The 22,905-nt window shown below is 66.1% G+C and carries 19 protein-coding genes; 6 read left to right on the forward strand and 13 right to left on the reverse strand.

What is annotated here, in order from left to right:
• Window positions 1-185 precede the first annotated feature (185 nt).
• A complete protein-coding gene (locus ACS8Y6_RS11030) occupies window positions 186-2,420 on the forward strand; it encodes a LamG-like jellyroll fold domain-containing protein (RefSeq protein ID WP_440855562.1) in 2,235 nt (744 codons plus the stop codon).
• Between the two features lie 742 nt (window positions 2,421-3,162).
• On the opposite strand, the gene ACS8Y6_RS11035 is transcribed toward ACS8Y6_RS11030, so the two are convergent.
• Together ACS8Y6_RS11035 and parE are read right to left on the reverse strand one after the other, a co-directional pair.
• Window positions 3,163-3,714: an ankyrin repeat domain-containing protein gene (locus tag ACS8Y6_RS11035; RefSeq protein WP_440849970.1), complete on the reverse strand. Its 552-nt coding sequence runs from the start codon at window positions 3,712-3,714 to the stop codon at window positions 3,163-3,165.
• A gap of 210 nt (window positions 3,715-3,924) precedes the next feature.
• Window positions 3,925-5,835, reverse strand: coding sequence for a DNA topoisomerase IV subunit B (gene parE / locus ACS8Y6_RS11040; RefSeq protein WP_440849952.1), 1,911 nt, complete (start codon window positions 5,833-5,835; stop codon window positions 3,925-3,927).
• A 147-nt stretch (window positions 5,836-5,982) separates the two neighbouring features.
• On the opposite strand from parE, the gene ACS8Y6_RS11045 reads away from it, so the two are divergent.
• Window positions 5,983-6,279, forward strand: a complete 297-nt coding sequence (locus tag ACS8Y6_RS11045) for an exodeoxyribonuclease VII small subunit (protein ID WP_440849951.1) — start codon at window positions 5,983-5,985, stop codon at window positions 6,277-6,279.
• 29 nt (window positions 6,280-6,308) lie between these two features.
• Here the strand turns inward: ACS8Y6_RS11045 and ACS8Y6_RS11050 are convergent, their stop codons facing one another.
• The 3 genes from ACS8Y6_RS11050 to ACS8Y6_RS11060 all read right to left on the reverse strand — a co-directional run bounded on the left by ACS8Y6_RS11050 (window position 6,309) and on the right by ACS8Y6_RS11060 (window position 11,958).
• The gene (locus tag ACS8Y6_RS11050) at window positions 6,309-7,376 is read right to left on the reverse strand and encodes a diguanylate cyclase domain-containing protein (protein ID WP_440849950.1); all 1,068 of its coding nucleotides are present in this window, start codon (window positions 7,374-7,376) and stop codon (window positions 6,309-6,311) included.
• Between the two features lie 104 nt (window positions 7,377-7,480).
• Window positions 7,481-8,329 (reverse strand): CheR family methyltransferase, encoded by an 849-nt coding sequence (locus tag ACS8Y6_RS11055; RefSeq protein ID WP_440855563.1) that lies wholly within the window; start codon window positions 8,327-8,329, stop codon window positions 7,481-7,483.
• Window positions 8,326-11,958, reverse strand: coding sequence for a response regulator (locus ACS8Y6_RS11060; RefSeq protein ID WP_440855564.1), 3,633 nt, complete (start codon window positions 11,956-11,958; stop codon window positions 8,326-8,328). Before ACS8Y6_RS11060 ends, ACS8Y6_RS11055 begins: the two co-directional genes overlap by 4 nt.
• 203 nt (window positions 11,959-12,161) lie before the next feature.
• Here ACS8Y6_RS11060 and ACS8Y6_RS11065 point away from each other — a divergent pair, with 203 nt between their 5' ends.
• Window positions 12,162-12,833 carry a Bax inhibitor-1/YccA family protein gene (locus tag ACS8Y6_RS11065; RefSeq protein WP_109995504.1) on the forward strand — a complete coding sequence of 224 codons (672 nt, stop codon included), beginning with the start codon at window positions 12,162-12,164 and terminating at the stop codon, window positions 12,831-12,833.
• Between the two features lie 85 nt (window positions 12,834-12,918).
• On the opposite strand, the gene ACS8Y6_RS11070 is transcribed toward ACS8Y6_RS11065, so the two are convergent.
• The 8 genes from ACS8Y6_RS11070 to ACS8Y6_RS11105 all read right to left on the reverse strand — a co-directional run bounded on the left by ACS8Y6_RS11070 (window position 12,919) and on the right by ACS8Y6_RS11105 (window position 18,927).
• Window positions 12,919-13,380 (reverse strand): phosphotransferase, encoded by a 462-nt coding sequence (locus ACS8Y6_RS11070; protein WP_440849946.1) that lies wholly within the window; start codon window positions 13,378-13,380, stop codon window positions 12,919-12,921.
• On the reverse strand, window positions 13,356-14,141 hold the full coding sequence (locus ACS8Y6_RS11075; RefSeq protein ID WP_440855565.1) for a beta-ketoacyl synthase chain length factor: 786 nt from the start codon (window positions 14,139-14,141) through the stop codon (window positions 13,356-13,358). The genes ACS8Y6_RS11070 and ACS8Y6_RS11075 overlap by 25 nt, the downstream gene beginning before the upstream one ends.
• The gene (locus ACS8Y6_RS11080) at window positions 14,141-15,325 is read right to left on the reverse strand and encodes a beta-ketoacyl-[acyl-carrier-protein] synthase family protein (RefSeq protein ID WP_440855566.1); all 1,185 of its coding nucleotides are present in this window, start codon (window positions 15,323-15,325) and stop codon (window positions 14,141-14,143) included. The genes ACS8Y6_RS11075 and ACS8Y6_RS11080 overlap by 1 nt, the downstream gene beginning before the upstream one ends.
• An 85-nt stretch (window positions 15,326-15,410) precedes the next feature.
• Entirely contained in the window at window positions 15,411-16,304 is an 894-nt protein-coding gene (locus ACS8Y6_RS11085) for an LpxL/LpxP family acyltransferase (RefSeq protein ID WP_440855567.1), read from the reverse strand.
• Entirely contained in the window at window positions 16,297-16,599 is a 303-nt protein-coding gene (locus ACS8Y6_RS11090) for a hydroxymyristoyl-ACP dehydratase (RefSeq protein WP_440855568.1), read from the reverse strand. Before ACS8Y6_RS11090 ends, ACS8Y6_RS11085 begins: the two co-directional genes overlap by 8 nt.
• The gene (locus ACS8Y6_RS11095; RefSeq protein ID WP_440855569.1) at window positions 16,592-17,914 is read right to left on the reverse strand and encodes an AMP-binding protein; all 1,323 of its coding nucleotides are present in this window, start codon (window positions 17,912-17,914) and stop codon (window positions 16,592-16,594) included. Before ACS8Y6_RS11095 ends, ACS8Y6_RS11090 begins: the two co-directional genes overlap by 8 nt.
• Complete coding sequence (locus ACS8Y6_RS11100) at window positions 17,907-18,530, reverse strand: hypothetical protein (protein WP_440855570.1); 624 nt, start codon at window positions 18,528-18,530, stop codon at window positions 17,907-17,909. Before ACS8Y6_RS11100 ends, ACS8Y6_RS11095 begins: the two co-directional genes overlap by 8 nt.
• Window positions 18,531-18,645: 115 nt before the next feature.
• The gene (locus ACS8Y6_RS11105; protein WP_440849939.1) at window positions 18,646-18,927 is read right to left on the reverse strand and encodes a phosphopantetheine-binding protein; all 282 of its coding nucleotides are present in this window, start codon (window positions 18,925-18,927) and stop codon (window positions 18,646-18,648) included.
• A 336-nt stretch (window positions 18,928-19,263) separates the two neighbouring features.
• On the opposite strand from ACS8Y6_RS11105, the gene ACS8Y6_RS11110 reads away from it, so the two are divergent.
• The 3 genes from ACS8Y6_RS11110 (at window position 19,264) to ACS8Y6_RS11120 (ending at window position 22,904) form a co-directional block, all read left to right on the forward strand.
• Complete coding sequence (locus tag ACS8Y6_RS11110; protein ID WP_440849938.1) at window positions 19,264-19,707, forward strand: acyl-CoA thioesterase; 444 nt, start codon at window positions 19,264-19,266, stop codon at window positions 19,705-19,707.
• Window positions 19,704-20,360, forward strand: coding sequence for a LolA family protein (locus ACS8Y6_RS11115; RefSeq protein ID WP_440849937.1), 657 nt, complete (start codon window positions 19,704-19,706; stop codon window positions 20,358-20,360). Before ACS8Y6_RS11110 ends, ACS8Y6_RS11115 begins: the two co-directional genes overlap by 4 nt.
• 138 nt (window positions 20,361-20,498) lie before the next feature.
• On the forward strand, window positions 20,499-22,904 hold the full coding sequence (locus ACS8Y6_RS11120; RefSeq protein WP_440855571.1) for an MMPL family transporter: 2,406 nt from the start codon (window positions 20,499-20,501) through the stop codon (window positions 22,902-22,904).
• Window position 22,905: the final 1 nt, after the last annotated feature.

Consider the following 22,905-nt stretch of genomic DNA (forward strand, 5'->3'; position numbering starts at 1 on the left):
CGGGCACCAAGCCAAGCCAAGTCACGGCAATGCGACGGCGTAGGTTTGCGCCGCCATCAGGCGCGGTCTCGCTGCGCGCAATGCGCGATTAATGACGAAACAACGCGCGCCGGCCACGCCGCTGCGCACTTTGTGTCCCGGACTGAATCGAGCGCCCTGTCTCGTTACCGTACAAGGAGAATTTCATGACTGACCGTCCCTCTGACGACTCTAAGCAACTGCTGGAACAACTGGCCCGTGTGCCAGAGCTCAAGAGAAGAAGTCTGCTCAAAACGCTGGCCATCGCCCCGCTGGCCTCGCTTTATGGCTCCAGGGCACTGGCCGCATCAAGCGGGCAGACCGCATCGAGCGACAGCACCAGGCGATCGACCTTCTGCGTGCCGGTCCTGCCGGATACCCAGTACTATCCGCGTTACGCCTCGGAAAAGATGGGCAAGCTATTCCAGAAGAAATATCAAGGCATCCTTCCGCAGTATGACAACCCCTTCAAGACCCAGACCCAGTGGATCGTACGGAATCGCTATTTGCTGAACATTCCGTTCGTGATACACGTCGGCGACGTCGTCGACCAATCCTGGTATTACACGGCCGAGGGCTCTCAGCCATGGCATGCGAACCAGGATCTGGTCTATGGCAACCAGCTCGGCAATGGCAGCGTGAACAAGGAATGGGAATTGGCCAGCCAAGCCATGCAGGTGCTCGAAGACAGCCACTGCCCGTACTCGATCTGTGCCGGCAACCACGACATCGGGGCGATCGGCACAAATATCCAGTGGGGCCCGGACTGGGGCGTGGGCGTAACGGGCTTCAAAAACGACGATGGCTATCAGGACGGCGGCTTCCATCGACGCAATCTATTCGAACCCTATTTGCAGGTGTTCCCGACAGCGCGCGCCCAGCAGCAGAGCACGTTCGGTAGCCGACACCATTCCGGTTTCCACGAATATCACGTGTTCGAAGCCGAAGGTAACCGGTTCCTCGTACTCTCGCTGTCCTGGCGTGCCTCGGACGATGCGCTGAACTGGGCCAATCAGGTCATCGCCTCAAACCCCACCCTGCCGGTGATCCTGATCAACCATCAGCTGATGGGCATTGGCGACGACGGAACGACGGCCGCCGAAACCGGCTATTTCGAGTATTTATGGAAACACCTGATCCGGGACAACGATCAAATATTCATGGCCATCAGCGGCCACTATCACGGCTCTTGCCGCGTCACCAAGAAGAACAGTGCGGGCCATGATGTACTGCTGATCGTTGTCGATTATCAAATGTCGTATATGGGCGGCAACGGCCTGATGCGGTTGTACGAGTTCGACCTGACCCACAACAAGATATATGCCAGCACCTTCTCGCCGTGGGTACCGCTGAAGCCGAGCAGCGAGATCAACCAATTCGACGTGGCCTGGAAGACGGAGGACAACCACAACTACGCGCTGGACTTCGACTTCCAGCAGCGCTTTGCCGGCTTCTCCGATACGTTCCAGGTCCAGGCAGGCACACGTCCTGTCGGGCTCACCGACATCGCCCAGCAGCTGATCCTGGCCAACTATACCCAACCCGCCCAAGCCCAGCCCGTGCCGGCCCGGGACAGTGAAGACTATCCCAAGGTCAGCGGCACGCTCGCTCACTGGCGGTTCTTCAAGACCGGGGTCCGCGACGGCACCCAATTCAACTTTGACCATCGCAGCGGCGACTGGCCAATCGCCGATGTCTCGCCCGACGACGCCAACGCCAACCCGCTGTTCGTTAACACCTGGATGAAGCGGAACAGCAATCTGCTGTGGTCGACCGACCATCACCCGGCCTCGGCGGCACCCGGCAGCCTCCAGTTCGTGAACACCAAAAAACACGACTCGCCGTATTTTACAACCGACCGCAACGCCCCGATCAACACCGAACTGTTTGAAAACGGCTATACCATCGAGGCTTTCGTCAAGATCGGGGCCGATTTCGACGCCAAAAAAAATGCCTGGATGGGCATCCTCTATCGCCTGGGCGCCCGCTGGAATCTCTATAGTGGCGGCAGCGGAGACACCACGATGATGATGGCAATCTCCAATCTGATGGAGGTCCAGTGGGAGGTCGTGCCGGTCGGTCGATACACCAATATGACCTGTTGGTCGGGTAGCATCTCGGCTACCCAGTGGTATCACATCGCCGCTGTTAACGATCCAAACGACGACAATTCCGTGATCCTGTATGTCGAGGGCGCGCCGGTGCTGCGCAATATCGCCTCCTCCGCTCCCGGCATCCAGTATGTCAATGTTCAGACCGGCCTGCAGATGGCGATCGGCTGCAGCCAGTACGGCGGCCACATGGACAACGGTTTCCTCGGCAACCTGGGCGAAATCCGGCTCGTGAACCGACCGCTGTCCAGTGACCAGTGGCTAACCGCGCGGCGCCACACCAGCGCCTAGAAGAACAAGTGGCGGCCCCTTCGATCACTTCGACGGAGCCCTTATAAACCTCCCGAGCGCGGCCCGAGCGAGCGGCCGCGCTCTTTGTTGTCAGCCGACGGCGCGCGGCGCGACGACCGCGCGCCGGGATTCGTGATCACGGCTTCTTTTTGTCTCTCCATTTCAGATCGCCGCGCCGCGCCAACGTTCGTTGGATCGATTTGTTCCTATCGTTATTAACCCGGCACAAAAATAGATTATTTTTCGGGTTAATAGCGCGAGCATGCGACCGCATGCCCGCCGTGGCCATCGGGCGCCAAGCATTTGAAAATAAAAGACAGACAGGCGACGCCTTTTATTTTTCAAGACGTTGAAAACAGCTGACGAAGTCAGCTGTTTTGACGCTGGATTAATAACCCAAAATTCACGCAGACTGACATGGGTTCACGACACGGGCCCATCACTTGAAGCGCACTCATCTGCGTAGATCTGCGAAAAAAAGCGTCTTCCGATCCGAGCTTCCCATCCGCTGATTTATGCGCAGAGCAGACGCATATACCCAATCACAACACGAGCGACCGATGCCTGTCGATCGCGTTCTTGCGCGTAACCGAACGGCACCCGCCAGACCCATGTCCCCATTTGCCTAATCCGCGCCATCCGTGGATAAACCGCCTTTGGATCGAAGCCTTCGTTCTCTGGCTTGTTTGCAGATCAGGCAAATCTACACAAGATCACTTGACGCCATACCTGTCGCTAAAGCTCAGCTGCTGGCTGGCGCATCCTGTTGGACGGAATTGAGCTCGATAATTGTTTTCGCGCCGTAAGCACGAAGCGTAAGCAGCTCTTGGGGACTGCGTTTCGCGTATTTCCCGGCCAGGCGCACAAGCATTGCAACCCAGGCGTCTTCGTCCGACTTTTCTTGTTCCGTAGGCTCCTCCGGAAGCGTGAGACCATACTGCTCGTAGCGATAGTCAAACTCCGCAAGTTCATAGATAGTTTCACTACCGTCAACGTGTGAGTTGGGATTTGCCCCGTAACGCAGAAGCAACTCAACGACCTCAAATCGCCCATTGAAGATCGCTGCCATCATCTCGCAACCGCCACCACTGGGATGATTAGGCTTTGCTCCAGCTTCCAGAAGTAGCCTTACCGTGTCTGCGGGAAATTGGTTCGTTTCCCATGCCGTGCACGCCAGCCGGATAAGCCCTTCTCCTGATTCCGAAACAGTATCGGGATCGACGCCATTTTGCAGCAGCTTTCTGAGCAGTACGAGATCACCGTACCTGACTGCGAATGCTATGGATTCAGCCATACGATCCAATGCTGCCTCCTTGTTCGTGGCCAGATAGCGCCTAAGAGCCAGTGTTCCTCATTTGTGCAATCTGCGGATAAAAAGCCGACGCTTTCGTTCCTTGGTTTGTCCGCAGATGTCGCAATGTACGCAGATTCACAATAAAGAGGATTGGGTACCTCGGTTAATCGCGTATACATTCACGACTGTCCAGCTGAATATCGCCACCGCTCAGTCGACTTCGGCCTCGTGGCCGCGGGCCTCCAGCCAATCGCGGCGGTCAGCGGCGCGTTTCTTGGCCAGCAGCATATCCAGCATCTCGTCGACGCTCGCGCTCGCCTCGGCCGACGGCTCGATACCGAGCTGGACCAGGCGGCGCGTATCCGGCGCCATGGTGGTCTCGCGCAGCTGCAACGCGCTCATCTCGCCGAGGCCCTTGAAGCGGGTCACGCTGATCTTGCGCTGTTTCTTCTCGTTCTCCAGGCGCTTGAAGATGGCGTCGCGCTCGTCGCGATCCAGCGCATAAAACACTTCCTTGCCGGCGTCGATGCGAAACAGCGGCGGCATCGCGACGAACACGTGTCCGTGGGCCACCAACGGCCGGAAATGCTTGACGAACAGTGCGCACAGCAGCGTGGCGATATGCAGGCCGTCGGAATCGGCATCCGCCAGGATGCAGATCTTGTGGTAGCGCAGCCGGCTGAGGTCGGCCGAGCCGGGATCGAGGCCGAGCGCGACCGAGATATCGTGGATCTCGTTCGAGGCCATGATGTCCGCCGGCTCCACTTCCCAGGAATTGAGGATCTTGCCCCGCAGCGGCATCACCGCCTGGAAGTTGCGATCACGGGCCTGCTTGGCCGAGCCGCCGGCCGAGTCGCCCTCGACCAGAAACAGCTCGGACCGCGCCGGGTCATCGGTCACGCAGTCGGTGAGCTTGCCGGGCAGTGCCGGGCCCTGGGTCACCTTCTTGCGCTTGACCTTCTTGGCCGAGCGCGCCCGCGCCTGGGCGTTGCCGATGATCTGCTGGGCCAGCGTTTCGCCGGTTTCGGCGTGCCGGTTCAGCCATAGCGAGAACGCATCCTTGACCGCGCCGGACACGAAGCCACTGATATCGCGCGACGACAATCGCTCCTTGGTCTGGCCCGAGAACTGCGGCTCGTTCATCTTCACCGACAGTACATAGGTGCAACCCGACCAGACATCCTCCGGGGCGATCTTGACGCCTCGGGGCAACAGGTTGCGGAATTCGCAGAATTCGCGCACGGCTTCTGTCAGGCCCGACCGAAGGCCGTTCACGTGCGTGCCGCCCCCGGCGGTCGGGATCAGGTTGACGTAGGACTCGGCCACCGCGTCCACGCCGGGCTGCTCGGGCGCGATCCAGGTCAGGGCCCAGTCGACTGCCTGGCCACCCTCGTTCACGCCGCCCGTGAAGGCTGGCGAGATGACGGTGTCCACGCCCTCGAGCGCATCCGCCATGTAATCGGCGAGCCCGTCGGCATACTGCCAGACGAGGTCTTCCTCGGCCGCCTCGTCGACGAAGCGCACGCGCAGGTTCGGGCACAGCACGGCCTTGGCGCGCAGCAGATGCTTGAGGCGGCCGGTGGCGAAGCGGGGGCTGTCGAAATAACTCTCGTCGGGCGAGAACTGGAGCATCGTGCCGGTCTTGTTCTTCGCACAGCTGCCGATCTCGGTCAGATCCTGGGTCTTGTAGCCGCCGGCGAAACGCATTTCATAATGCTTGCCGTCGCGCCAGACCTGCACGATCAACTCGGTGGACAGGGCGTTGACCACCGAAACGCCCACCCCGTGCAGGCCGCCGGAGAACTGGTACTGCTTGTTCGAGAACTTGCCGCCCGCGTGCAGCCGCGTGAGGATCAGCTCCACCCCGGAGACGCCGTGCTGGCTGTGGGTATCGACCGGCATGCCGCGGCCGTCATCGACTACCGACAGGCTACCGTCGGCATGCAGGGTGACGTCGATCGCCTTGGCGTGCCCGGCGAGCGCTTCATCCACGCTGTTGTCGATGACTTCCTGGGCCAGATGATTGGGCCGCGCGGTATCGGTATACATGCCCGGCCGCTTGCGGACGGGGTCGAGCCCCGTGAGGACCTCGATATCGGCGGCATCGTATTGACTGGCCATCCATGCCTCGTGAAAAAACGAATAGTCGTACCGGCCGGCACGTTAAGCGTTTGGCCCGACCGTGGCAAGATGAACCGCCATCGCGCCGTCGGCACGACCTTGCATGACACGCTAAACTTCCGGCGCAATCACCCGGGCCTTCCTGTCATGAGCAAAGCCAAATCCGATAACGCGGCAAACACCGACGCCGATACGACCGATGCCCCGCCGCTGGCGGCCTTCGAGAGCTCGGTCGCGGAACTGGAGTCGCTGGTCGAGTCACTCGAGGCCGGCGATATCAGCCTCGAACAGGCCCTGGCCAAGTTCGAGCGCGGCGTCACGCTCGCGCGCCAGTGCCAGACCATGCTCAAGAGTGCGGAACTGCGGGTCGACCAACTGGTCGGCCAGGCGCCGGACGAGCGTACCGAACCGTTCACCGGCCCCGCCGAAGACGCCGCCGACTGAGCCCGCCCCGCCCTGGGCCAGGCGGCACGTCACTGCAACATGCAGTCGGAGTGCGGTGCGGGCATGGGCCGGATGTCGTCGCGCGCCTGAAACAGGCGCACGCTGGCCTTGCCCTCGTACTTGACGCGATACAAGGCGGAATCGGCATTGTGCATGAGTTCGTCGGCGTCGCCGCCGTGCTCGGGGTAAAAGGCGACGCCGAGACTGGCGCTGATTGCGACATCGATTTCCCCGGTTGATGTCGGCACCGCGATGGGCGCCGACAGGGCGTCGAGCAATTCCCGACAACGGGCCAGACACGACGGCTCGGATTCGACGTCCTCGATCAGGAGGGCGAACTCGTCACCGCCGAAGCGCGCGGCCGTGTCGACATCCTGCAGCGTCTGCTCGAGCCGGCGCGCCACGTGCTCAAGCACGACATCGCCCGCGCGATGGCCGTAGGCATCGTTGACCGGCTTGAAGCCGTCCAGATCCATGTAGCCGATCGCGAAACGCCCGGACCGACGGCGCGCGCGTTTGGTCATGCTGCTCAAGCGATCCACGAACAACAGGCGGTTGGGCAGCCCCGTGAGCGCGTCGTGCGTGGCCAGATGCTGGGCGCGCGCCTCGGCACGGCGCCGGATGTCGATCTCGCCACGGAGTTGGGTGTTCACCGCGTCCAGTTCGTCGCGCGCGCGCCGCAACGCCCGGCGGCTGTCGTACAGCTCGACGAAATTACGGACCTTGGCCTGCAACAGGCGTTCGTCGATGGGCTTCGTGATGTAGTCCACGGCGCCCAGGCGATAGCCCTTGAGGCGATCCATGTCGTCGCTTGAATCCGCGGTGACGAAGATCACGGCCGTATCGCGCGTGGATTGTTCGCCGTTGAGCAGTTCCGCGACTTCCATGCCGTCCATGCCGGGCATCTGCACATCGAGCAGGATCAAGGCGAACTCGTGATCCAGGCAGGCAGCGAGCGCATCGTTGCCGTTGCCGGCCTCGATCACGCTCACGTCAAGATGCTTGAGCACCCGGCGCATGGCCACGCGGTTGGCATACAGATCGTCGACCACGAGAACCTTGGAGGCCGGCTGATCGATGTGCTCGGGGTCAGACATGCGCGCGCTGCCTCCCGGCAGAGCCGGCACCGGCCCGCGGCCATGCGGCCGGCGCGGTCGCGCGCGGTGTGGCAACCGCCGCGCGGGGCGCCTGCACCGAGGGTTCAGGCTTCATGTAGCGGCCATGCCCGTTTGAGCCGGTAGATGCGATGGGTGTCACTGACGGCCTCGAAACAGGATGCGAGTGAAGAGAATTGCAACGTCTCCCGCGTGCCGAGCACAAGATACCCGCCGCGCACGAGACTGTCGGCAAACAAGCGCAATACACGCTCCTTGAGCGCCTGCGAGAAATAGATCAGGACATTGCGGCACATCACCAGGTGGGTTTCCGCAAAGACGCCGTCGGTCACAAGATTATGGTGTGCAAAGACCACCCGATCGCGCAGCGTTCGCCGCATCCGCATCAGATCATATCGGCTGCGGTAGTAATCCGCGAAATCGCCCCGGCCGCCCGCGCTGTCGTAATTCGCGGCGAAGCCCGGGATACGCCGTGCCGCAAAAATGCCTTCCGAAGCCCGCGCCAGCGCCTGATCGTTGATATCCGTGGCATAGAAGCGACAACGTGACAGCAGACCGGCCTCCTCGGCCAGGATCGCGGTGGAATACACCTCCTCGCCCTGGGCGCAGCCGGCCTGCCAGATGTTCACCCGCGGATACGACGACAGCACCGGCAGGACCTGCTCGCGCAACGCGGCGAACACCGCCGGATCCCGGAACATGTCCGAAACCGGCACCGACAGCCGCGCGATCACCTCGCCGAGCACGGCGGGCTCATAGATCAGTCGCGGAATCAGGTGCCCGATACCCGGCGCGCCGAGATCGGCCGCCAGCTGCTCGGCACGGCGCTTGAGCGAGGCGCGCGCATAGCCGGAAAAGTCGTAGCCGTGACAGGCATTGAGAGCGTGCACGAACAGATCCAGCGCGCGATCTTCGGTGGCCACCGGATCGCTCATGACAACAAGGCCGCCATGCGCCGGAGCAGATCGTCCACGTCCAGCGGCTTGGACAGATAATCGTCGGCGCCGGCGGCGAGACAGGCCTCGCGATCACCGCTCATGGCCTTCGCGGTCAGCGCCACGATCGGCACGCGTGGATGATTCGAGCCGTCCCGGATACGGCGGATCGTGTCGTAGCCATCCATGCCCGGCATCATGATGTCCATCAGCACCAGATCAAGGCGCTCGGCCCCGGCCAGCCGATCGAGCGCCTTGAAGCCATCGGCGGCCATCGTGACCTCGACCCCATGGCCCCGCAACAATCGCGACAGGGCGAAGGTGTTGCGCATGTCATCGTCCACCACGAGCACATGGGCGCCGCTCAGCCCGGGCGCCGGGGTATCGGCCGGCGGCGCGGCGGGCGTGCTCAGCGGCGCGGGCGGCGGCGCCAGGCGATGCATGAACAACGAGATCTCGTCCAGCAGCCGATCCTGCGCGTGGCTGCCCTTGATCACGATACTGTCGGTGTGGTCGCGCAGGCGCTCGGTTTCTTCTGCCGACAGATCGCGCGCCGAATAGACCACCACCGGCGGTGCATCGGCCCGTCTGGCGATGGTATCCAGCAGATCGAAACCGGACACATCGGGCAGCTTCAGATCCAGCACCAGGCAATCGAAGGTTTCCTCGTCGAGCCGCGACAGGGCCGCCGCGCCGGAATCCACCGCGACCGTCGACACCTGCTCGCTGCGCAACAGACGCGCGATCGCTGCATGCGCATCCGGGTCGTCGTCGACCACAAGCACGCGGCGGGCCTTGCGCCCGGACAGCGTTTCCGCACGCGCCAGCAGCGTCTCGAGGTTGTCGCGCGTCACCGGCTTGCGCAGATAGCCGACCGCGCCGGCGCTGGCCGAGCGCCCGGTGTCGTCGGCCGCCGACACGATGTGCACGGGAATGTCGCGTGTGTCCGCGTCAGCCTTGATCCGGTCGAGCACGGACCAGCCGTCGAGCTCGCCCGGCAGCCCCAGATCGAGAATCACGGCATCCGGGGCGCACTCGGCCATGGCGGCGAGTGCGCCCCGGCCATCGCCCGCGGCTTCGGCCTCGAAACCGCGCTGGCGCGCGGTCTTGCACACGATATCGGCGAAGGCGGCGTCGTCATCGACGATCAACACACGCGGTGCCTGTCCTGCCGGGCGCGCACGGCGTCGCGGCCGTGGTGGCTCGTTGGCCGCCGGTGGGAGCGCTTCTGGCGCGGCATCGGCTCTGGCCCGATCGACTTCCCCCGCTGCTTCCCCGGCCGGTGCGAGATCCGTGCGTACGAACGCCGTGAAGCAACTGCCCTCGCCCGGCGTGCTTTGTACCCGCACTTCGCCGCCCAGCAGGCCCACCAACTCACGCGTGATCGACAGCCCCAGCCCGGTCCCGCTGTAATTGCGGCTGCTGCTGCCGTCGACCTGTTCGAAGGCATGGAAGATGCCCTCCAGGTGATCCGCGGGAATGCCGATCCCGTCGTCACGGACCTCGATCGCCAACGCATTGTCGTGCGCCAGTTGGTCGCGCTCGAAGCGGGCATCGGCCGCCGGCCGCATGAAACGCACGTCGACACACCCCTCGCGCGTGAACTTGATGGCATTGCCCACCAGGTTGCGCACGATCTGTTCCAGCTTGCCGGCGTCGGTCACGAGTTGTGCGGGCGCGTCCGCGCTCAACTCGACCTCGAACGCCAGTCCCTGGGCCTCGGCCATGTGCGCGAACTGGCGCCGTATGCGCGCCGCGAAACCGGCGGTGTCCACCCGATCGGTCAACACCCGCATCTTGCCGGCCTCGATCTTCGACAGATCGAGGATGTCGTTGATCAACGCCAGCAGGCTGGTGCCCGAATCATGGATGATGCGTGCAGCCTCGACCTGCTCCTCGTCGAGATTGCCCGGTTCGTTTTCGGCCAGGCTGCGCGAGAGAATCAACAGGCTGTTAAGCGGCGTGCGCAACTCATGCGACATGTTCGCCAGAAAATCGGACTTGTAGGCACTGGCCCGTTCGAGCTCCTCGGCGCGCTCCTCGGCCTCGGCGTGCAGGGCCGACAGCTCCTCCTGCTTGTCGCGCAGATCCGCATTGGCCGCCTGCAATGCGTCGGCCTGTGACTGCAGCTCTTCCTCCGACGCGCGCAACTCGGCCGCCTGGGACGACAGCTCCTCGCTCTGCGTCCGCAGTTCGGTATTGGCCCGCTGGAGGCTGGCCTGCTGCTCGGACAGCCGTTTTTCCGAACGGCTGAGTGCCTGCATCTGTTGCCGGCTCTGCGTCAGCAATTCGCTGGTTCGCCGCGCGCGCATCTGCGTCAACACCGCCATCCCGATATTCGGCAGCAACGTGTCCAGCAGTTCGCGCTCGGTTTCCGTCAGCGGGTGGAACAGGGCCAGTTCGATCACGGCGACCACTCGATCCGCGATGACCGCCGGGGCGACGAACAGAATGCTCGGCCGCGCCTCGCCCAGCCCGGAACGGATCGTGATGTAACCAGCCGGCAGGTCGGCCAGCTCGATCGGACGCCGGGTCTCCAGCGCAGCGCCCACCAGGCCCTCGCCGGGCGCGAACCGCTGCTCGGCCTCGGGCGAATAGCCATACGCCGCCAATAGATTGAAATCGGCCTCGTCGTCTTCGAGCGAAGCCCGCGTGAACATGGCGGCATAGCCCGCATGCATCAGCGGCGCCAGGTCGCGCAGCAGGCTCTGGCCCAGTTCGCGCTCATCCGCAGCGTGATACAGCATGGCCGTCATGCGCCCGCGGTGGTCGCGGATCCAGTAATCGCGATCCTGGCGCACGATGATCTGGCGAAACTTCTCCAGCGCGCGCGACATCGCACCGATCTCGTCGCCGCGATGCTGGAACCGGACCTGCACGTTGCGCTCGCCGTCCGCCAGACGCCCGGTGGTATCGGTCAACTGGGACAAGGGCGCGGCAATACGCCGGCGCACGCCGATCACCGTGGCCAGACCGATCATCAGCCCCACGACGAGCAGACTCACCAGCGTGACATCCGCGACCCACTGGCGCTGCGCCACATTGGCGTTGCGGCCCGACAGATCGCGCTTGAGCCGCATGCGGTAATCCGACAAAGCCTGCTGCATGGGATCGAAATACGCCACGCTCGCGCCGTGCACCAGCGTCTGGCGCGCCGCCTGCATGGCACCGGTGTCCACGCGCGCCATCACCGGCTCGGCCACCTGCGCCTGCCAGCTCGATTCCAGCCGGTCGATCTTGCTGAGCAACTGCTCCTTGGCCCGGTCGTGCACCCCCGCGTCCTGCAGTTGATGCAGGTGATTCTCGACCGCGGCGTTGGCGCCGCGCAGCTGGTTTTCGTAGCGCTTCGAGGCAGTCAGGACGTAGGCGCGTAGCGCGGATTCCTGCGCGGTGATCGCCGTCCCCAGCTCCTGGGAGCGCGCCAGCGAAGCATGGGTCCGCCCGGCGCTCAGACGCGCGCTATTCACGCTCGCCAGCGCGATCAGGCTGATCACGCAGGATGCGCCGAACAGCACCAGGATCAGCGCGATCGAACCGATGAGCTGGCGTCGAATCGATAGACCGCCCAGCAGTCGGGCGAGCGCGCCCGCTGACGTTAGATGCCGTTCCACCATCCCCCTGCGGCCCATCACGGCCCCTCGACAAACACCCCCAATATACGATAACGGCGGATGGGCGGCGAGTTTTAGGCGTCGGCGACGCAACTTTGCCACGCCTGCGCGGTCTTAAATGACGGCAGGCAGACACCGCGGCATCGCTGCATCTGCCACCCAGATATGGCACGCACGACACAGCGTGCTAGCCTTGCAGCAAGCTGATAACGAGGTAAACGATGAGCGTCGAAAATTCGACCTATACCGCGCGTGCGCAGACCGCGCTGGCCACCAACAGTGTGCTACGCAACACCTACATGCTGCTGTCGGCCACGCTGCTGTTCTCGGCCGTCGTCGCGGGGGCCACGGCCACACTGCATCTGCCCTATCCCGGCTTCATCATCACGCTGGTCGGCATGTTCGGGTTGATGTTTCTCGTGCAGGCCACCGCGAACAGCGGCTGGGGCCTGGTGTCGATCTTTGCCTTCACCGGGTTCATGGGCTACACGCTCGGCCCGATCATCGACATGTACCTGCAGCACTTTTCCAATGGGCCGCAGCTGGTGACGATGGCCATGGGCGGCACCGGCGCCATCTTCGTCGGCATGTCGGGGTATGCCCTGGTCTCCGGCAAGCGCTTCAACCAGTGGGGCGGCATGCTCACGATGGGCATCCTGGTGGCCTTCGTGATGAGCCTGATCGCGGTGCTGTTCTCCATCCCCGCCCTGTCGCTCGCGGTGTCGATGATGTTCGTGCTGCTGATGAGCGGCCTGATCGTCTACCAGACCGGCGAGATCATTCACGGCGGCGAAACGAATTACATTCGCGCCACCCTGACGCTGTTCGTCACGATCTACAATCTGTTCATCAGCCTGCTTCAGTTGCTCGGCGTGTTCGCCGGCGACGACTGATCGCGGCGTAATCGGCGAATCGGCGAAAAAGCCCGGCCATGCGCGGCCGGGTTTTTTTTGTGGCCGCGCCGTGCGCGTGGCAGTCTCAGTCGGCCGCGACCGTTCGGATGGTCAGGCGTCCACGCACCAGATCGCGCGCGCCGGCGGCCACGCGAAATGCATAGATCGAGCCGCTGGCATCCGCCATCAGACGCTCGGCGTGAATATCGATCGAGGCCAGGTCGGCCACGGCTTCGGGGTCGGCCAGCAACTCGATATGCCGCAGCCCCACCAGCCGGCCGGCAGCGGCCGACCCCGCGCCACCAGCCGCACGGGCGCGCAACGACCCGTGGGCCGCGGTTGCCTGCGCCGCGTATTCGATCAGCGCGGTCACCGGCATCACGCCGCCATCGGCCAGCGGATGCGCCGTCGGCGCAGGCAGCCGGCTGCGGCAATGAATGCAGTCATCGGCCCAGGCGACGACCTCGTCGAGCAGACACATCATGCCGGCATGCGGCACGAGTCCGGCCACCCGCACCGGGCTCACAGCGGCGTGATCGGCACGCACCAGTGCCCTTGTTCCGATTCGATGACCGGCGCGGCCGGCAGGTTCGCGGCCAGCGCCGCGAACAACGGCAGGCTGCGCGCACTGGCGTTCAGGCATCGAAGCCGCTCCAGCTCGGGCCCAACCATCGAGGCCGGCGCGTCGTTCACCGGTTGCGGCCGATCGATGGCGGCCATGGCCCCGTCGGTGCGCGTATCCAGCCACCAGGCCATGGCGAAGGTCGCGCCGATATCGCGGCGCGCCTCGGCCAGCATGCCGGTGCCGTCCATGTCGTAGCACACCAGCAGAACCGGGCGTCGGCGTTGCGCCAGCAGCCCCCAGGCTTCGCACAGAGCGACGGCGAATCCGCCCGCCCCGGCCGACAGGCTGGTCGAGGGTTCGCGCGCGCCGGTGGCGATACTCCAGTAGCCCGCGGGCGCGTTATGCACCGAGTTGTGAAAACGGGTGGGTGAAATCGCACGCTCCGCCGTGTTCACCGCCGCGCACAGCTGATCGGCGATATCGATATCGCCCGCCGACGACGAGAACACCGCCGCGACCGTCGACGCATCGCACCCGTGGCTGGCCTGTTCGGCCACGCGAAACGCCAGATGTACCGCAGCGCCGGCGCGGCGCGCCTCATTGCGCGGCAGCAAGCGGGTGCGGAGCGGGGCCAGCGGCTCGCGGACATAGGCGGTCTCGCCGGCCAGCACCGGGCGCGCGGCCGGCCAGCCGTCGAGCCCGGGCGCGGCGATGCCGAGGCCATGCAGATACGCGCGCCGCATCAGACATCCTCCGCGGCCAGCAACAGACTGCAATTGCTGCCGCCGAAGCCGAAGGTGTTGCTCAACACGCGACGGACCCCGCCGGGCTCGGGCGCCGTGAGCAGACGACACCGCAATGCCGGATCGAGGTCCTGCGTATTCAGGGTCGCCGGGCGATAATCGTGCGCGATCGCGAGACAGGCGATGACCGCCTCCACAATGCCGGCAGCGCCCAGCGTATGCCCGGTCCAGCCCTTGGTGGCGGAGGCCGGCGTCGCGGTGCCGAACAGGCTGACCACCGCGCGATCCTCGGCCTGGTCATTGGCGGGGGTCGCGGTGCCGTGCAGGTTGATGTAATCGACCGCCCCGGGGGCCAGGCCGGCGCTGTCGAGCGCACGCCGCATGGCCAGCGCCGCGCCGCGCCCCTCGGGCTCGGGCGCCGCCATGTGATACGCATCGGCCGATTCTCCCACGCCGATCACGCGCGGCCCCGGCGCGGCGCCGGCCGCCGGGCCGACCAGTGCGAAACCGCCCGCCTCACCGATCGAGATCCCGCGGCGATGGGCATCCCAGGGCCGGCAGGGTTCGGGCGAGGTCAGCTGGAGCGAGGCGAAACCGTAAAGGGTGGTCAGACAGAGGCTGTCGACGCCCCCGACCACCGCCATGTCGCAGAATCCCGCTTCGATCGAACGCGCCGCGGACGCAAACACCTTGGCGCTCGAAGAACAGGCGGTGGACACAGTCAACGCCGGACCGGCCAGGCCGAGCCGCCGCTGCACGTAGCCGCACAGGGCGAAATAGTCATGCGTATGCTCGAACGAGAACCACGCCGGCAAGCGACCGTCGGCCACCTCGCGATAGGCGCGCTCGGTGGTGCCGATGCCGGAGGTGCTGGTGCCCAGGAACAGGCCGATACGCTCGGGCGCGCATACCCGCTTGGCGGTTTCCACCGCATCGATGAAGCCATCCTGTTGCAGTGCCAGCTCGGCGAGCTGATGGTTGCGACAATGCCAGTCCGACCATGCCGCGGGCAGCGCGACGTCCTCGCAGCCGGGCACGCGGCCGATCCACGTGGCCAGATCCGCGCCGTCGAAATCGCAGGGCACGAGGCCGCTGCGTTGCTCGCGCAGCGCCTGCCACAGTGCGTCGCACCCGGCGCCCACGGCGGTGGTCGCGGTATAGGCCCGGATGGCCATTGGCTTCATCGCTCGATGCTCCATTGCGCTCATGTTCACGCGGTCCGGCCGGCGCGCGCTGTGCCCGTGCCTCGGGCGATGACACGCGGCGGGCTCAGTGCCAGAACTGATAGAAATTGAACCAATTGTACGGGGCTTGCCGCACGTGCTCAGCCAGCCGATCGGCGTAGGCCTGGGTCCAGGCGCCGGCACGCTGCATGCGTTCGCCGCGCGGCAGCGACAGACCGGGGCTGAACTGCTCGCAATACAGGTCATAATGCCCGCCGCCCCGATACAGACCGAAGGCGAGAAACACCGGCACGCCCAGCATGCCGGCCAGCAGCCAGGGCGTCGCCGGGAACGGCGCCGTGCCGCCGAGGAAATCGCAATCCACCGTGCGCTCGCCCGCATGAACGCGATCCGCCATGATGCCGACCATCTCGCCGCGATCGAGCGCCGCCTTGACCTTGAGCACGCGATCGACATCGGCAGTGGCGGTGTCGATCACGCGATCGCCGAAACCCGGATCGAGCTTCTGCAGCACGGCGTTCATCTTCGCCCCGGTCGCCCAGTTCATGAGGATGCGCACGGTCAGGTCGTCGCGCCGGTCGCTGAGGGCACGCAGCGCCTCGAAGCTGCCGAGATGCGACACCATGATGATCCCGCCCTGGCGGCGCTCCACGCAATCGCGAAACGACTGCACCCCATGATGGGCGATCGACAACGGTGAGTCGGCGCCGCCGAGCATGTACATGCGATCGAGAAACACGGTCGCGAACGCATACAAATGGCGGTAGCTGTGATACCAGCGCGGGCGACGCGCAAGCACGCGGGCGAGATAATCCCGCGAGGCGCGGCGCGCGGCCGGCGCGGCGATCATGAAATAGGCCACGCCCAGGTGCAGCATCGCGCGCGCCGCGCCGCGGCCCAGACATCGGGCCACCCAGGCGACGGCATGGAGCACGAACGGATGGCTGCGCTCGGTACGGCGGGTCCAGGCTTCAGCCATCGATCGGGGCACTCCATGCGATCACGCCGTGGGCGACACAGCCGGCCGGCCCGGTGCAGGCGAATTGCAGACGGCCGCCGGTCCTGGTTGTAAGCGAAACGACACAGTGCTGCTCCGGATACAGCGCGGCCACGAACTTGCAGCGCAGGATCCCTCGCATGCGGCCGCCGTACCGGCGCCCCGCCGCCCGGCCGACGTGGTCGAGCAGCACGACACCGGGCACGATCGGCGCCCCCGGGAAATGCCCGTCGAGACAGGGGTGATCGGCCGCGATGGAAAACACGTAATCAGCCACGGACGCCGCGCTCCGGGCGCCGCGCGGCGCGCCAGGCCGCCACCACATCGGCGTGCGCCAGCTTGCCCATGCTGTTGCGTGGCAGCCGCTCGACCTTGACCAGCGGCCGCGGCACGAAGACCGGGTCCACGCGTTGCGCCAGTTCGGCGCCCAGCGCGCGCACCGTGCGCGACGGCGCCACCACCAGCGCGGTCGGACGCTCCGCGGCCGGAGCCTCGGGTGAGGCGAATACCACTGCATCCTCCACGCCCTCGATATCCAGCAGCGCCGCGGTCAACCCCGCCAGCGATATGCGCTTGCCGGCCACCTTGAGCATATCCGCCGAGCGCCCGATCAGTCGGAAACATGTCGCGTCGAGAACGTCCAGCTCGTCCGCCAGCGCCACCGGGCGCGGCAGCTGGCCGCCGCGGACCACGACCTGCTCATCGCCCTGCGCCAGCTGCAGGCCGTCATACAGCTGCCAGCGATCGTCCACGGCCGTGCGCCGGCTGGCCATGCTGCCGGTCTCGCTGCTGCCGTAGATCTCGTGGACTTCCGTGTGCCAATGCCGCTCGGCGGCCGCGGCCAATGCGCTCGACAACGGCGCAGTCGCCGAAATGATGCGCGTGACGGCCGGCAGCGCGACCTCGGCGTCGAGGCAGGCCTTGAGCTGGATCGGGGTCGTGAACAGGGCCCGCGGCGCGGGCAGGCGCGCGAGTGCATCGGCGATCTGCCAGGGCATGAACGGGCGGGCGCTGTCGGCGGCGAACCCGCCGTGCAAGGCCAGCAGCACGGAATTTTCCAGGCCGTACATATGCTGGGGCGGCACGCTGGCGACCACATTCATGGCCGGCGTCGCCGGGAAGAACCGGCGACGCAACAGCGCGCTTCCGATCGCAAGATCGCCCCACCGCTTGCGTTGCGGCGCCGGCTCGCCGGTGCTGCCCGAGGTGAACACCACCGCCACCGCGCGCGTCGCCGGGATTTCCGGCGGAGCCGGCATGGGCGGCGATTCGCCGCCGAGCCGAGCCGCCACCCAGGCGTCGTCGACCGCGATCGCCCCCGGATAGCGCGCGCGTATCCGATCCAGCGTGGCGGCCTGGCGTGTCTGCGGCAAAAGATTCAGCGCCCCGGCCCAGCAGCCGGCGGCAAAGGCCACGGTAAACAGATAACGATCGTCGCAGAGATTGAAAAACGCGGTGCGGCCGGCGAGCGCGTCCGCCACCGATCGCATATCCGCGAGCGCCGCCGCGGCGCTGACGGGCACGCCCCGGCGCCAGGCGAACACACGCCCGGGACGGTAATCGGCAAGCAAAGCCCGGGCCGACTCAGCCATGTCGCAGATCGCGGTAGTCGATGCGCCGCAGGGCAGCCATGTATTGGCGCCAGCTCATGTGCTCGTACTCACCGATGGCGCGCCGACGCACGAACCATTCAGCCACGAACAGCAATCCCACGATCAGATAGTTCAGGAAATTCGCGCATAGCGACCAGATTTCGGCGGATGCGAACACCGCCAGGCATAGATTGGCGAGCGCCATCACCAGCATCGTGGCGCACCAGAAACGCGTCACCGCGCGCGTGTAACGCGCCACCGGGCCCGGCAGGGGGCCACGGATCGCCCGTGCCACAAGCGTGATCAACGGGGTCTGACCGGGCAGCAGCGTGCGGCCGAACAACCAGGCCAGCGCCAGACAGATGAGCACGGGCGTGGCGTAGAAGAATACCAGCGCGTCCACCGTGTGCACGCTGAGCGCGGCGATCGCGATCAGCACCAACAGCGCCAGCCAGGCCCCCGGACGCCGGCGAATCAACCATGGGCCGAGCCCATTGACGATCAGCACCGCCAGGGCGACGAAGCGCAGCCCGGGCCAGCCCGTCACCACCGCGGCGTGGACCAGCACCGGATAGAGCAGCGGCACGAGGCCCGCGACCAAGCCCAGACGCCGCATGAATCAGCGCACGGCCCCGGGCCGGCCCGCACCGCAATGGCCGGCGGCGCCCGCGTTCGGCATGCCTGCGGGATGCATCAGCAACGTGTAACCGCGCCAGCGCGACAAAAAAACCTCAAGCCTCGGCGCGTTCGCGCTCGATGTGCGCGCTCAGCGATCGCAGCGTAGCGAATATGCGGCTGTTGGCTTCATCGTCGGCGCGCAACTCGATGCCATAGGCCTGATTCACGGCCAGCGCGATTTCCAGGGCGTCGATCGAATCGAGGCCCAGGCCGTCGGCCTCCGGCCCGAACAGCGGCGCCGTGGGTTCGATCTCCGCGGCGACCACATCTTCCAGATCCAGAGACGTCACCAGCAGCTGTGCGACATCGCGCTCGAGATCGCTTTGCTCACTCATAATCTTTCACTCGTTGTTGTACTTGCGCCGCGGTACGTGCGCCCGCGCATTCGATATGCCCGGCATGGGTCACCGGGCTCGTCGCCCGCGGCGTTCCGGCATCGCGGGCCATTCGCGGCACTCAGCCTGCCTATTGTCCACGAACCGAGGCTTCGATTCACCCCGCCACGCACGCGCACCGGGTATCGACACGATCGCGCTCGGCGTCCATCATCCGCCCCACGCGGCGTCGCTGCGCCTGTCGGCTCGTTGTCGCCAAACCCGAGCGCCCCTTGCCGAGCGCGACCGGGTCACGCCGGGGCGCGCGATCGGATTTTCCTCTATTCGGCCTGAACCGTGATCGAACACCGCAGCCACATCGAGTTCCAGGTGCCGTTTTTCGACGTCGACTCCATGCATATCGCCTGGCACGGCCACTATGCGAAGTACTTCGAGCTGGCCCGATGCCAGCTGCTGGAAGACCTCGGGCACGATTACGACGCCATGGCCGCCTCCGGTTTTTCCTGGCCCGTGGTCGATCTTCGCGTGCGCTACATGCGGTCGCTGACCTTCAAGCAATGGGTCCGCGTCACCGCCACCCTGAAACAGTGGGATCAGCAGTTGCGCATCGCCTATCGGCTTCGCGATCGCGATTCAGGCACCAGTCTGGCGCGCGGCAGCACCCTGCAGGTGCCGGTGGCAATCGAATCGGGCCAACGCTACCCGGGCACGCCGGCGGCCGTACGCGAGGCCCTCGCCCGGTTCGCCGAACGATCGAAAACAGCGGAGCCGAATCAATGATACAAGCGCGCCGACGCCTGCAACACGCCGTACTGGCACGGCTGATCGTCCTGGTGATCGCGCTGGCCGCCGGCCCGATGGCGCTGGCGGCACAGTCCGGCCAGGGCGACATGCCGGCCCTGGGCCACGAAGCCCCCGGCCATGTGCTGCGGGGCCGCTTCGTTCAGCACAAGCATCTGGCCGAACTCGACCGGGCGCTGGTGTCGCGCGGCCATTATGTCGTGGCGCGCAATCGCGGGTTGCTGTGGCAGGTCGACAAACCGGTACACAGCACGCTGGTGATCACGCCCCAGGCCCTGACCGAATCCAGTCAGGGGCAGCAGACCGCACACATCAGCGCGCAACAACAGCCCGCGCTCGGCGCCGTCGCCTCGATTCTGCTCGCGGTGTTCCAGGGCAACACGGATCAGCTGTCGCGCTACTTCAAGATTCAACGCCCGGGCCAGGGTTCCGGCGGCAAGGCGCTCACGCTCATCCCCCGGACCGACGCCGTGAAGCACTTCATCACCCGGCTCAAGATCAGCGGCGGCGACCGCGTGCGCCGTATCCGCATCGATCAGCCGGGCGGGGACTACAGCGTCATCGACCTCCATCCCGCGCAGCACACCGCCAAGGCACTGACCCCCGCCGAACGGCGGGCCTTCGCGCGGTAACCGGCCGCCGGCCCCGCGGCAGCTGACAAGGAGTCCGATCTTGCCTGTTGCGAGTACACAGCGAACGACGCCGCCCCGGCGCGCCCGAGTGCGCGTTGCCGATGGCGCCCGCACGCGGCGTGACGGGGCCGCCGCGCCTTGAAGATGCGGGCGGTCATCTGGCTGCTCGGGGTTATCGCCCTGGGCGCCATTCTCGCGGCGCTGGCGAGCACCGGCCGGCTGAGCGTGCGCACCGACCTGATGGCGCTGTTGCCGAAGCCACAGCACGATGCGCTGGTCAATGCGACCGTGCAGCGCATGGCTACTTTCGGCCAGCGGCGCGTCACCGTCCTGCTGTCCGGCGACAGCCGGGCGCATCGCCGGCGCGCGATCCAGGCCATGGCCACGGTGCTGACGGCGAGTCCGGCCTTCGACCAGGTCATCGCCCGCGCCGACGATGCGCTCGGCGCCGGCCAGCGCAGCGATCTCGACCAGCTGTATTTCGCCCACCGCTTCCATTTGCTGGCACCCGCCGATGCCCGGGCACTGGCCACACTGGCCAAGGCGCCGGCGGCAAGCGCCGCGGCGCGCCACGCCCGCGAACACTTCACCAACCGCGCCCAGAGCCGGCTTTACGGGCTCGGCGTGAACGGCGGCGGCCGGTTCATCGACGACCCCTTCGGCCTCGCGGATGCCTACCAGCGCACTGCGCTGCCCAACCCCGCCCCCAATCTGCGCATCGCGGGCGACGGCACGTTCTATGTGGTCGGGCCGCAGGGGCATCGAGCCGATGTGATGTTCGCGCAGACACGCCACAATCCGTTCTCGCTGGCCAGCGAGAGCCAGGCCTCGGCGGCGCTGGCCAAGGCGCGCGCGGCGGCCCACGCGGCCGCGCCCGCGGCCACGATCCGTATCTCGGGCGTGGTTCGCCATGCCGCGGTCGCGGCCCAACGGGCCAAGTTCGAGATGTCGGTCATCGGCACCGGCTCGCTGATCGGCATCGTGCTGCTCATGTTCTGGGCCTTCGGGCGCGTGCGGCCGTTCGTCCTCAGCCTGACCGCGGTCGGCGGCGGCATCCTGCTGGCCGTGGTGGTCACCGATCTCGTGTTCGGCGGCATCCACATGCTCACGCTCGTGTTCGGCACGAGCCTGGTCGGCGTGTCGATCGATTATTGTCTGCATTTCTTTGCCCAGCGCCTGGCCACCCCCGATCCGGCCACCGCCCTGGCCCGCGTGCGCCGGCCGGTGCTGCTCGGGCTCACGACCAGCGTAATCGCCTACGGCGGCATGGTGATCGCCCCCTTCCCGGGGCTGCGTCAGATCGCGGTCTTCACCGCAACCGGACTCATCGGGGGCTGGCTCGGCATGTGGCTGCTCCTGCCCGGCGCCGGCGGACCCGCGCCGCGGCCGGGTCGTGCGTTACGGCTGGCGGCACTGTGGCGCTCGCACGGCCCGGCGCGACTGGCCGCCGGCCACGAACGCGTTCTGGTGGCGGCACTGTCGGCGCTCGCCCTCGTGCTCGGCGGCTTCGCGCTCTGGCAGCTCAGCCCCGACGACAGCGTCCGTGTGCTCTACAATCCGCCGGCGCAGCTGGTCAAAACCGATCGCGAGGTCGCCCGGCTGCTCGGGGCCACGCTGTCCACCCACGCCATCGTGGTCAGCGGCGGCACGACCGCCCGGGTACTGGCCACCGAGCAACAGTTGACCGATCGGCTCGAGGCGGGCGCCAGGCCGGCCGCCGACGTGCGTGCGATCACCGATGCCTACCCCCCGGTCGCCCGGCAGCAGCGCAATTACGCCCGGCTGGCGCAGACGCTGTATGCGCCGCACGGCGCGTTGACACAGGTTCTGCAATCGGCCGGTTTCAAGCCGCCGCAGATCGCGGCGGCGCGCCATGCCTTTGTTGCCGCCAAGGGCCGGACGCTGTCGCTGGCCGACTGGTTGTCCAGCCCGGCCAGCCTGGGGCTGCGCGGGCTCTGGCTCGGGCGCGTGAACGGCGCCGATGCGGCGATTGTCCGCATCGACCGAATCCACGATGCCGCGCGCCTGAAGCAGATCGTCGCCCAATACCCGCACGCCGAATACATCGACAGCGTCGCGCGCATCTCGAGCCTGTTGTCGCATTATCGCCGGCTGGCGACCTGGCTGCTGGGGCTGGAATACATTCTGGCCTGGCTGGTGCTGTGGCGCGCATTCGGCGCGCGCGGGGCGCTCGCCCTGCTGTTGCCGCCGGCACTGGCGAGCATCGCCGTACTGGCCATCTTCGCCGCCACCGGCGCGACCTTCGCCCTGTTCAATCTGGTGGCCCTGATCCTGTTGCTGGGGCTGGGCGCGGATTACGGTATCTTCCTGCGCACGGCGCCGGCGGATCATGCGCCCGCGATGCTGGCCGTGGGCCTGTCGGTCGCCACCACCCTGCTCGCGTTCGGCCTGCTGGGCGTCAGCCATACACCGGCGCTGCACGAGTTCGGGCTCACGCTCGCGCTGGGCCTGACGTTCACGTTCCTGCTAGCGTCATTGCTGGGCCGCCCCGTCCCCGACACGAGTCCTTCGCAACAGGAGTGAT

Source organism: Salinisphaera sp. RV14, assembly GCF_052044135.1.
Lineage (GTDB): Bacteria > Pseudomonadota > Gammaproteobacteria > Nevskiales > Salinisphaeraceae > Salinisphaera.

What these genes read in the sequence shown, in the direction of transcription:
- ACS8Y6_RS11060 (WP_440855564.1), bottom strand. Translation starts at nt 11,958, where the DNA reads ATGGGCCGCAGGGGGATGGTGGAACGGCATCTAACGTCAGCGGGCGCG.
- ACS8Y6_RS11075 (WP_440855565.1), bottom strand. Translation starts at nt 14,141, where the DNA reads ATGCGGCGCGCGTATCTGCATGGCCTCGGCATCGCCGCGCCCGGGCTC.
- parE (WP_440849952.1), bottom strand. Translation starts at nt 5,835, where the DNA reads ATGGCCAGTCAATACGATGCCGCCGATATCGAGGTCCTCACGGGGCTC.
- ACS8Y6_RS11085 (WP_440855567.1), bottom strand. Translation starts at nt 16,304, where the DNA reads ATGGCTGAAGCCTGGACCCGCCGTACCGAGCGCAGCCATCCGTTCGTG.
- ACS8Y6_RS11115 (WP_440849937.1), top strand. Translation starts at nt 19,704, where the DNA reads ATGATACAAGCGCGCCGACGCCTGCAACACGCCGTACTGGCACGGCTG.
- ACS8Y6_RS11105 (WP_440849939.1), bottom strand. Translation starts at nt 18,927, where the DNA reads ATGAGTGAGCAAAGCGATCTCGAGCGCGATGTCGCACAGCTGCTGGTG.
- ACS8Y6_RS11065 (WP_109995504.1), top strand. Translation starts at nt 12,162, where the DNA reads ATGAGCGTCGAAAATTCGACCTATACCGCGCGTGCGCAGACCGCGCTG.
- ACS8Y6_RS11050 (WP_440849950.1), bottom strand. Translation starts at nt 7,376, where the DNA reads ATGTCTGACCCCGAGCACATCGATCAGCCGGCCTCCAAGGTTCTCGTG.
- ACS8Y6_RS11045 (WP_440849951.1), top strand. Translation starts at nt 5,983, where the DNA reads ATGAGCAAAGCCAAATCCGATAACGCGGCAAACACCGACGCCGATACG.
- ACS8Y6_RS11080 (WP_440855566.1), bottom strand. Translation starts at nt 15,325, where the DNA reads ATGAAGCCAATGGCCATCCGGGCCTATACCGCGACCACCGCCGTGGGC.
- ACS8Y6_RS11030 (WP_440855562.1), top strand. Translation starts at nt 186, where the DNA reads ATGACTGACCGTCCCTCTGACGACTCTAAGCAACTGCTGGAACAACTG.
- ACS8Y6_RS11035 (WP_440849970.1), bottom strand. Translation starts at nt 3,714, where the DNA reads ATGGCTGAATCCATAGCATTCGCAGTCAGGTACGGTGATCTCGTACTG.
- ACS8Y6_RS11100 (WP_440855570.1), bottom strand. Translation starts at nt 18,530, where the DNA reads ATGCGGCGTCTGGGCTTGGTCGCGGGCCTCGTGCCGCTGCTCTATCCG.
- ACS8Y6_RS11095 (WP_440855569.1), bottom strand. Translation starts at nt 17,914, where the DNA reads ATGGCTGAGTCGGCCCGGGCTTTGCTTGCCGATTACCGTCCCGGGCGT.
- ACS8Y6_RS11055 (WP_440855563.1), bottom strand. Translation starts at nt 8,329, where the DNA reads ATGAGCGATCCGGTGGCCACCGAAGATCGCGCGCTGGATCTGTTCGTG.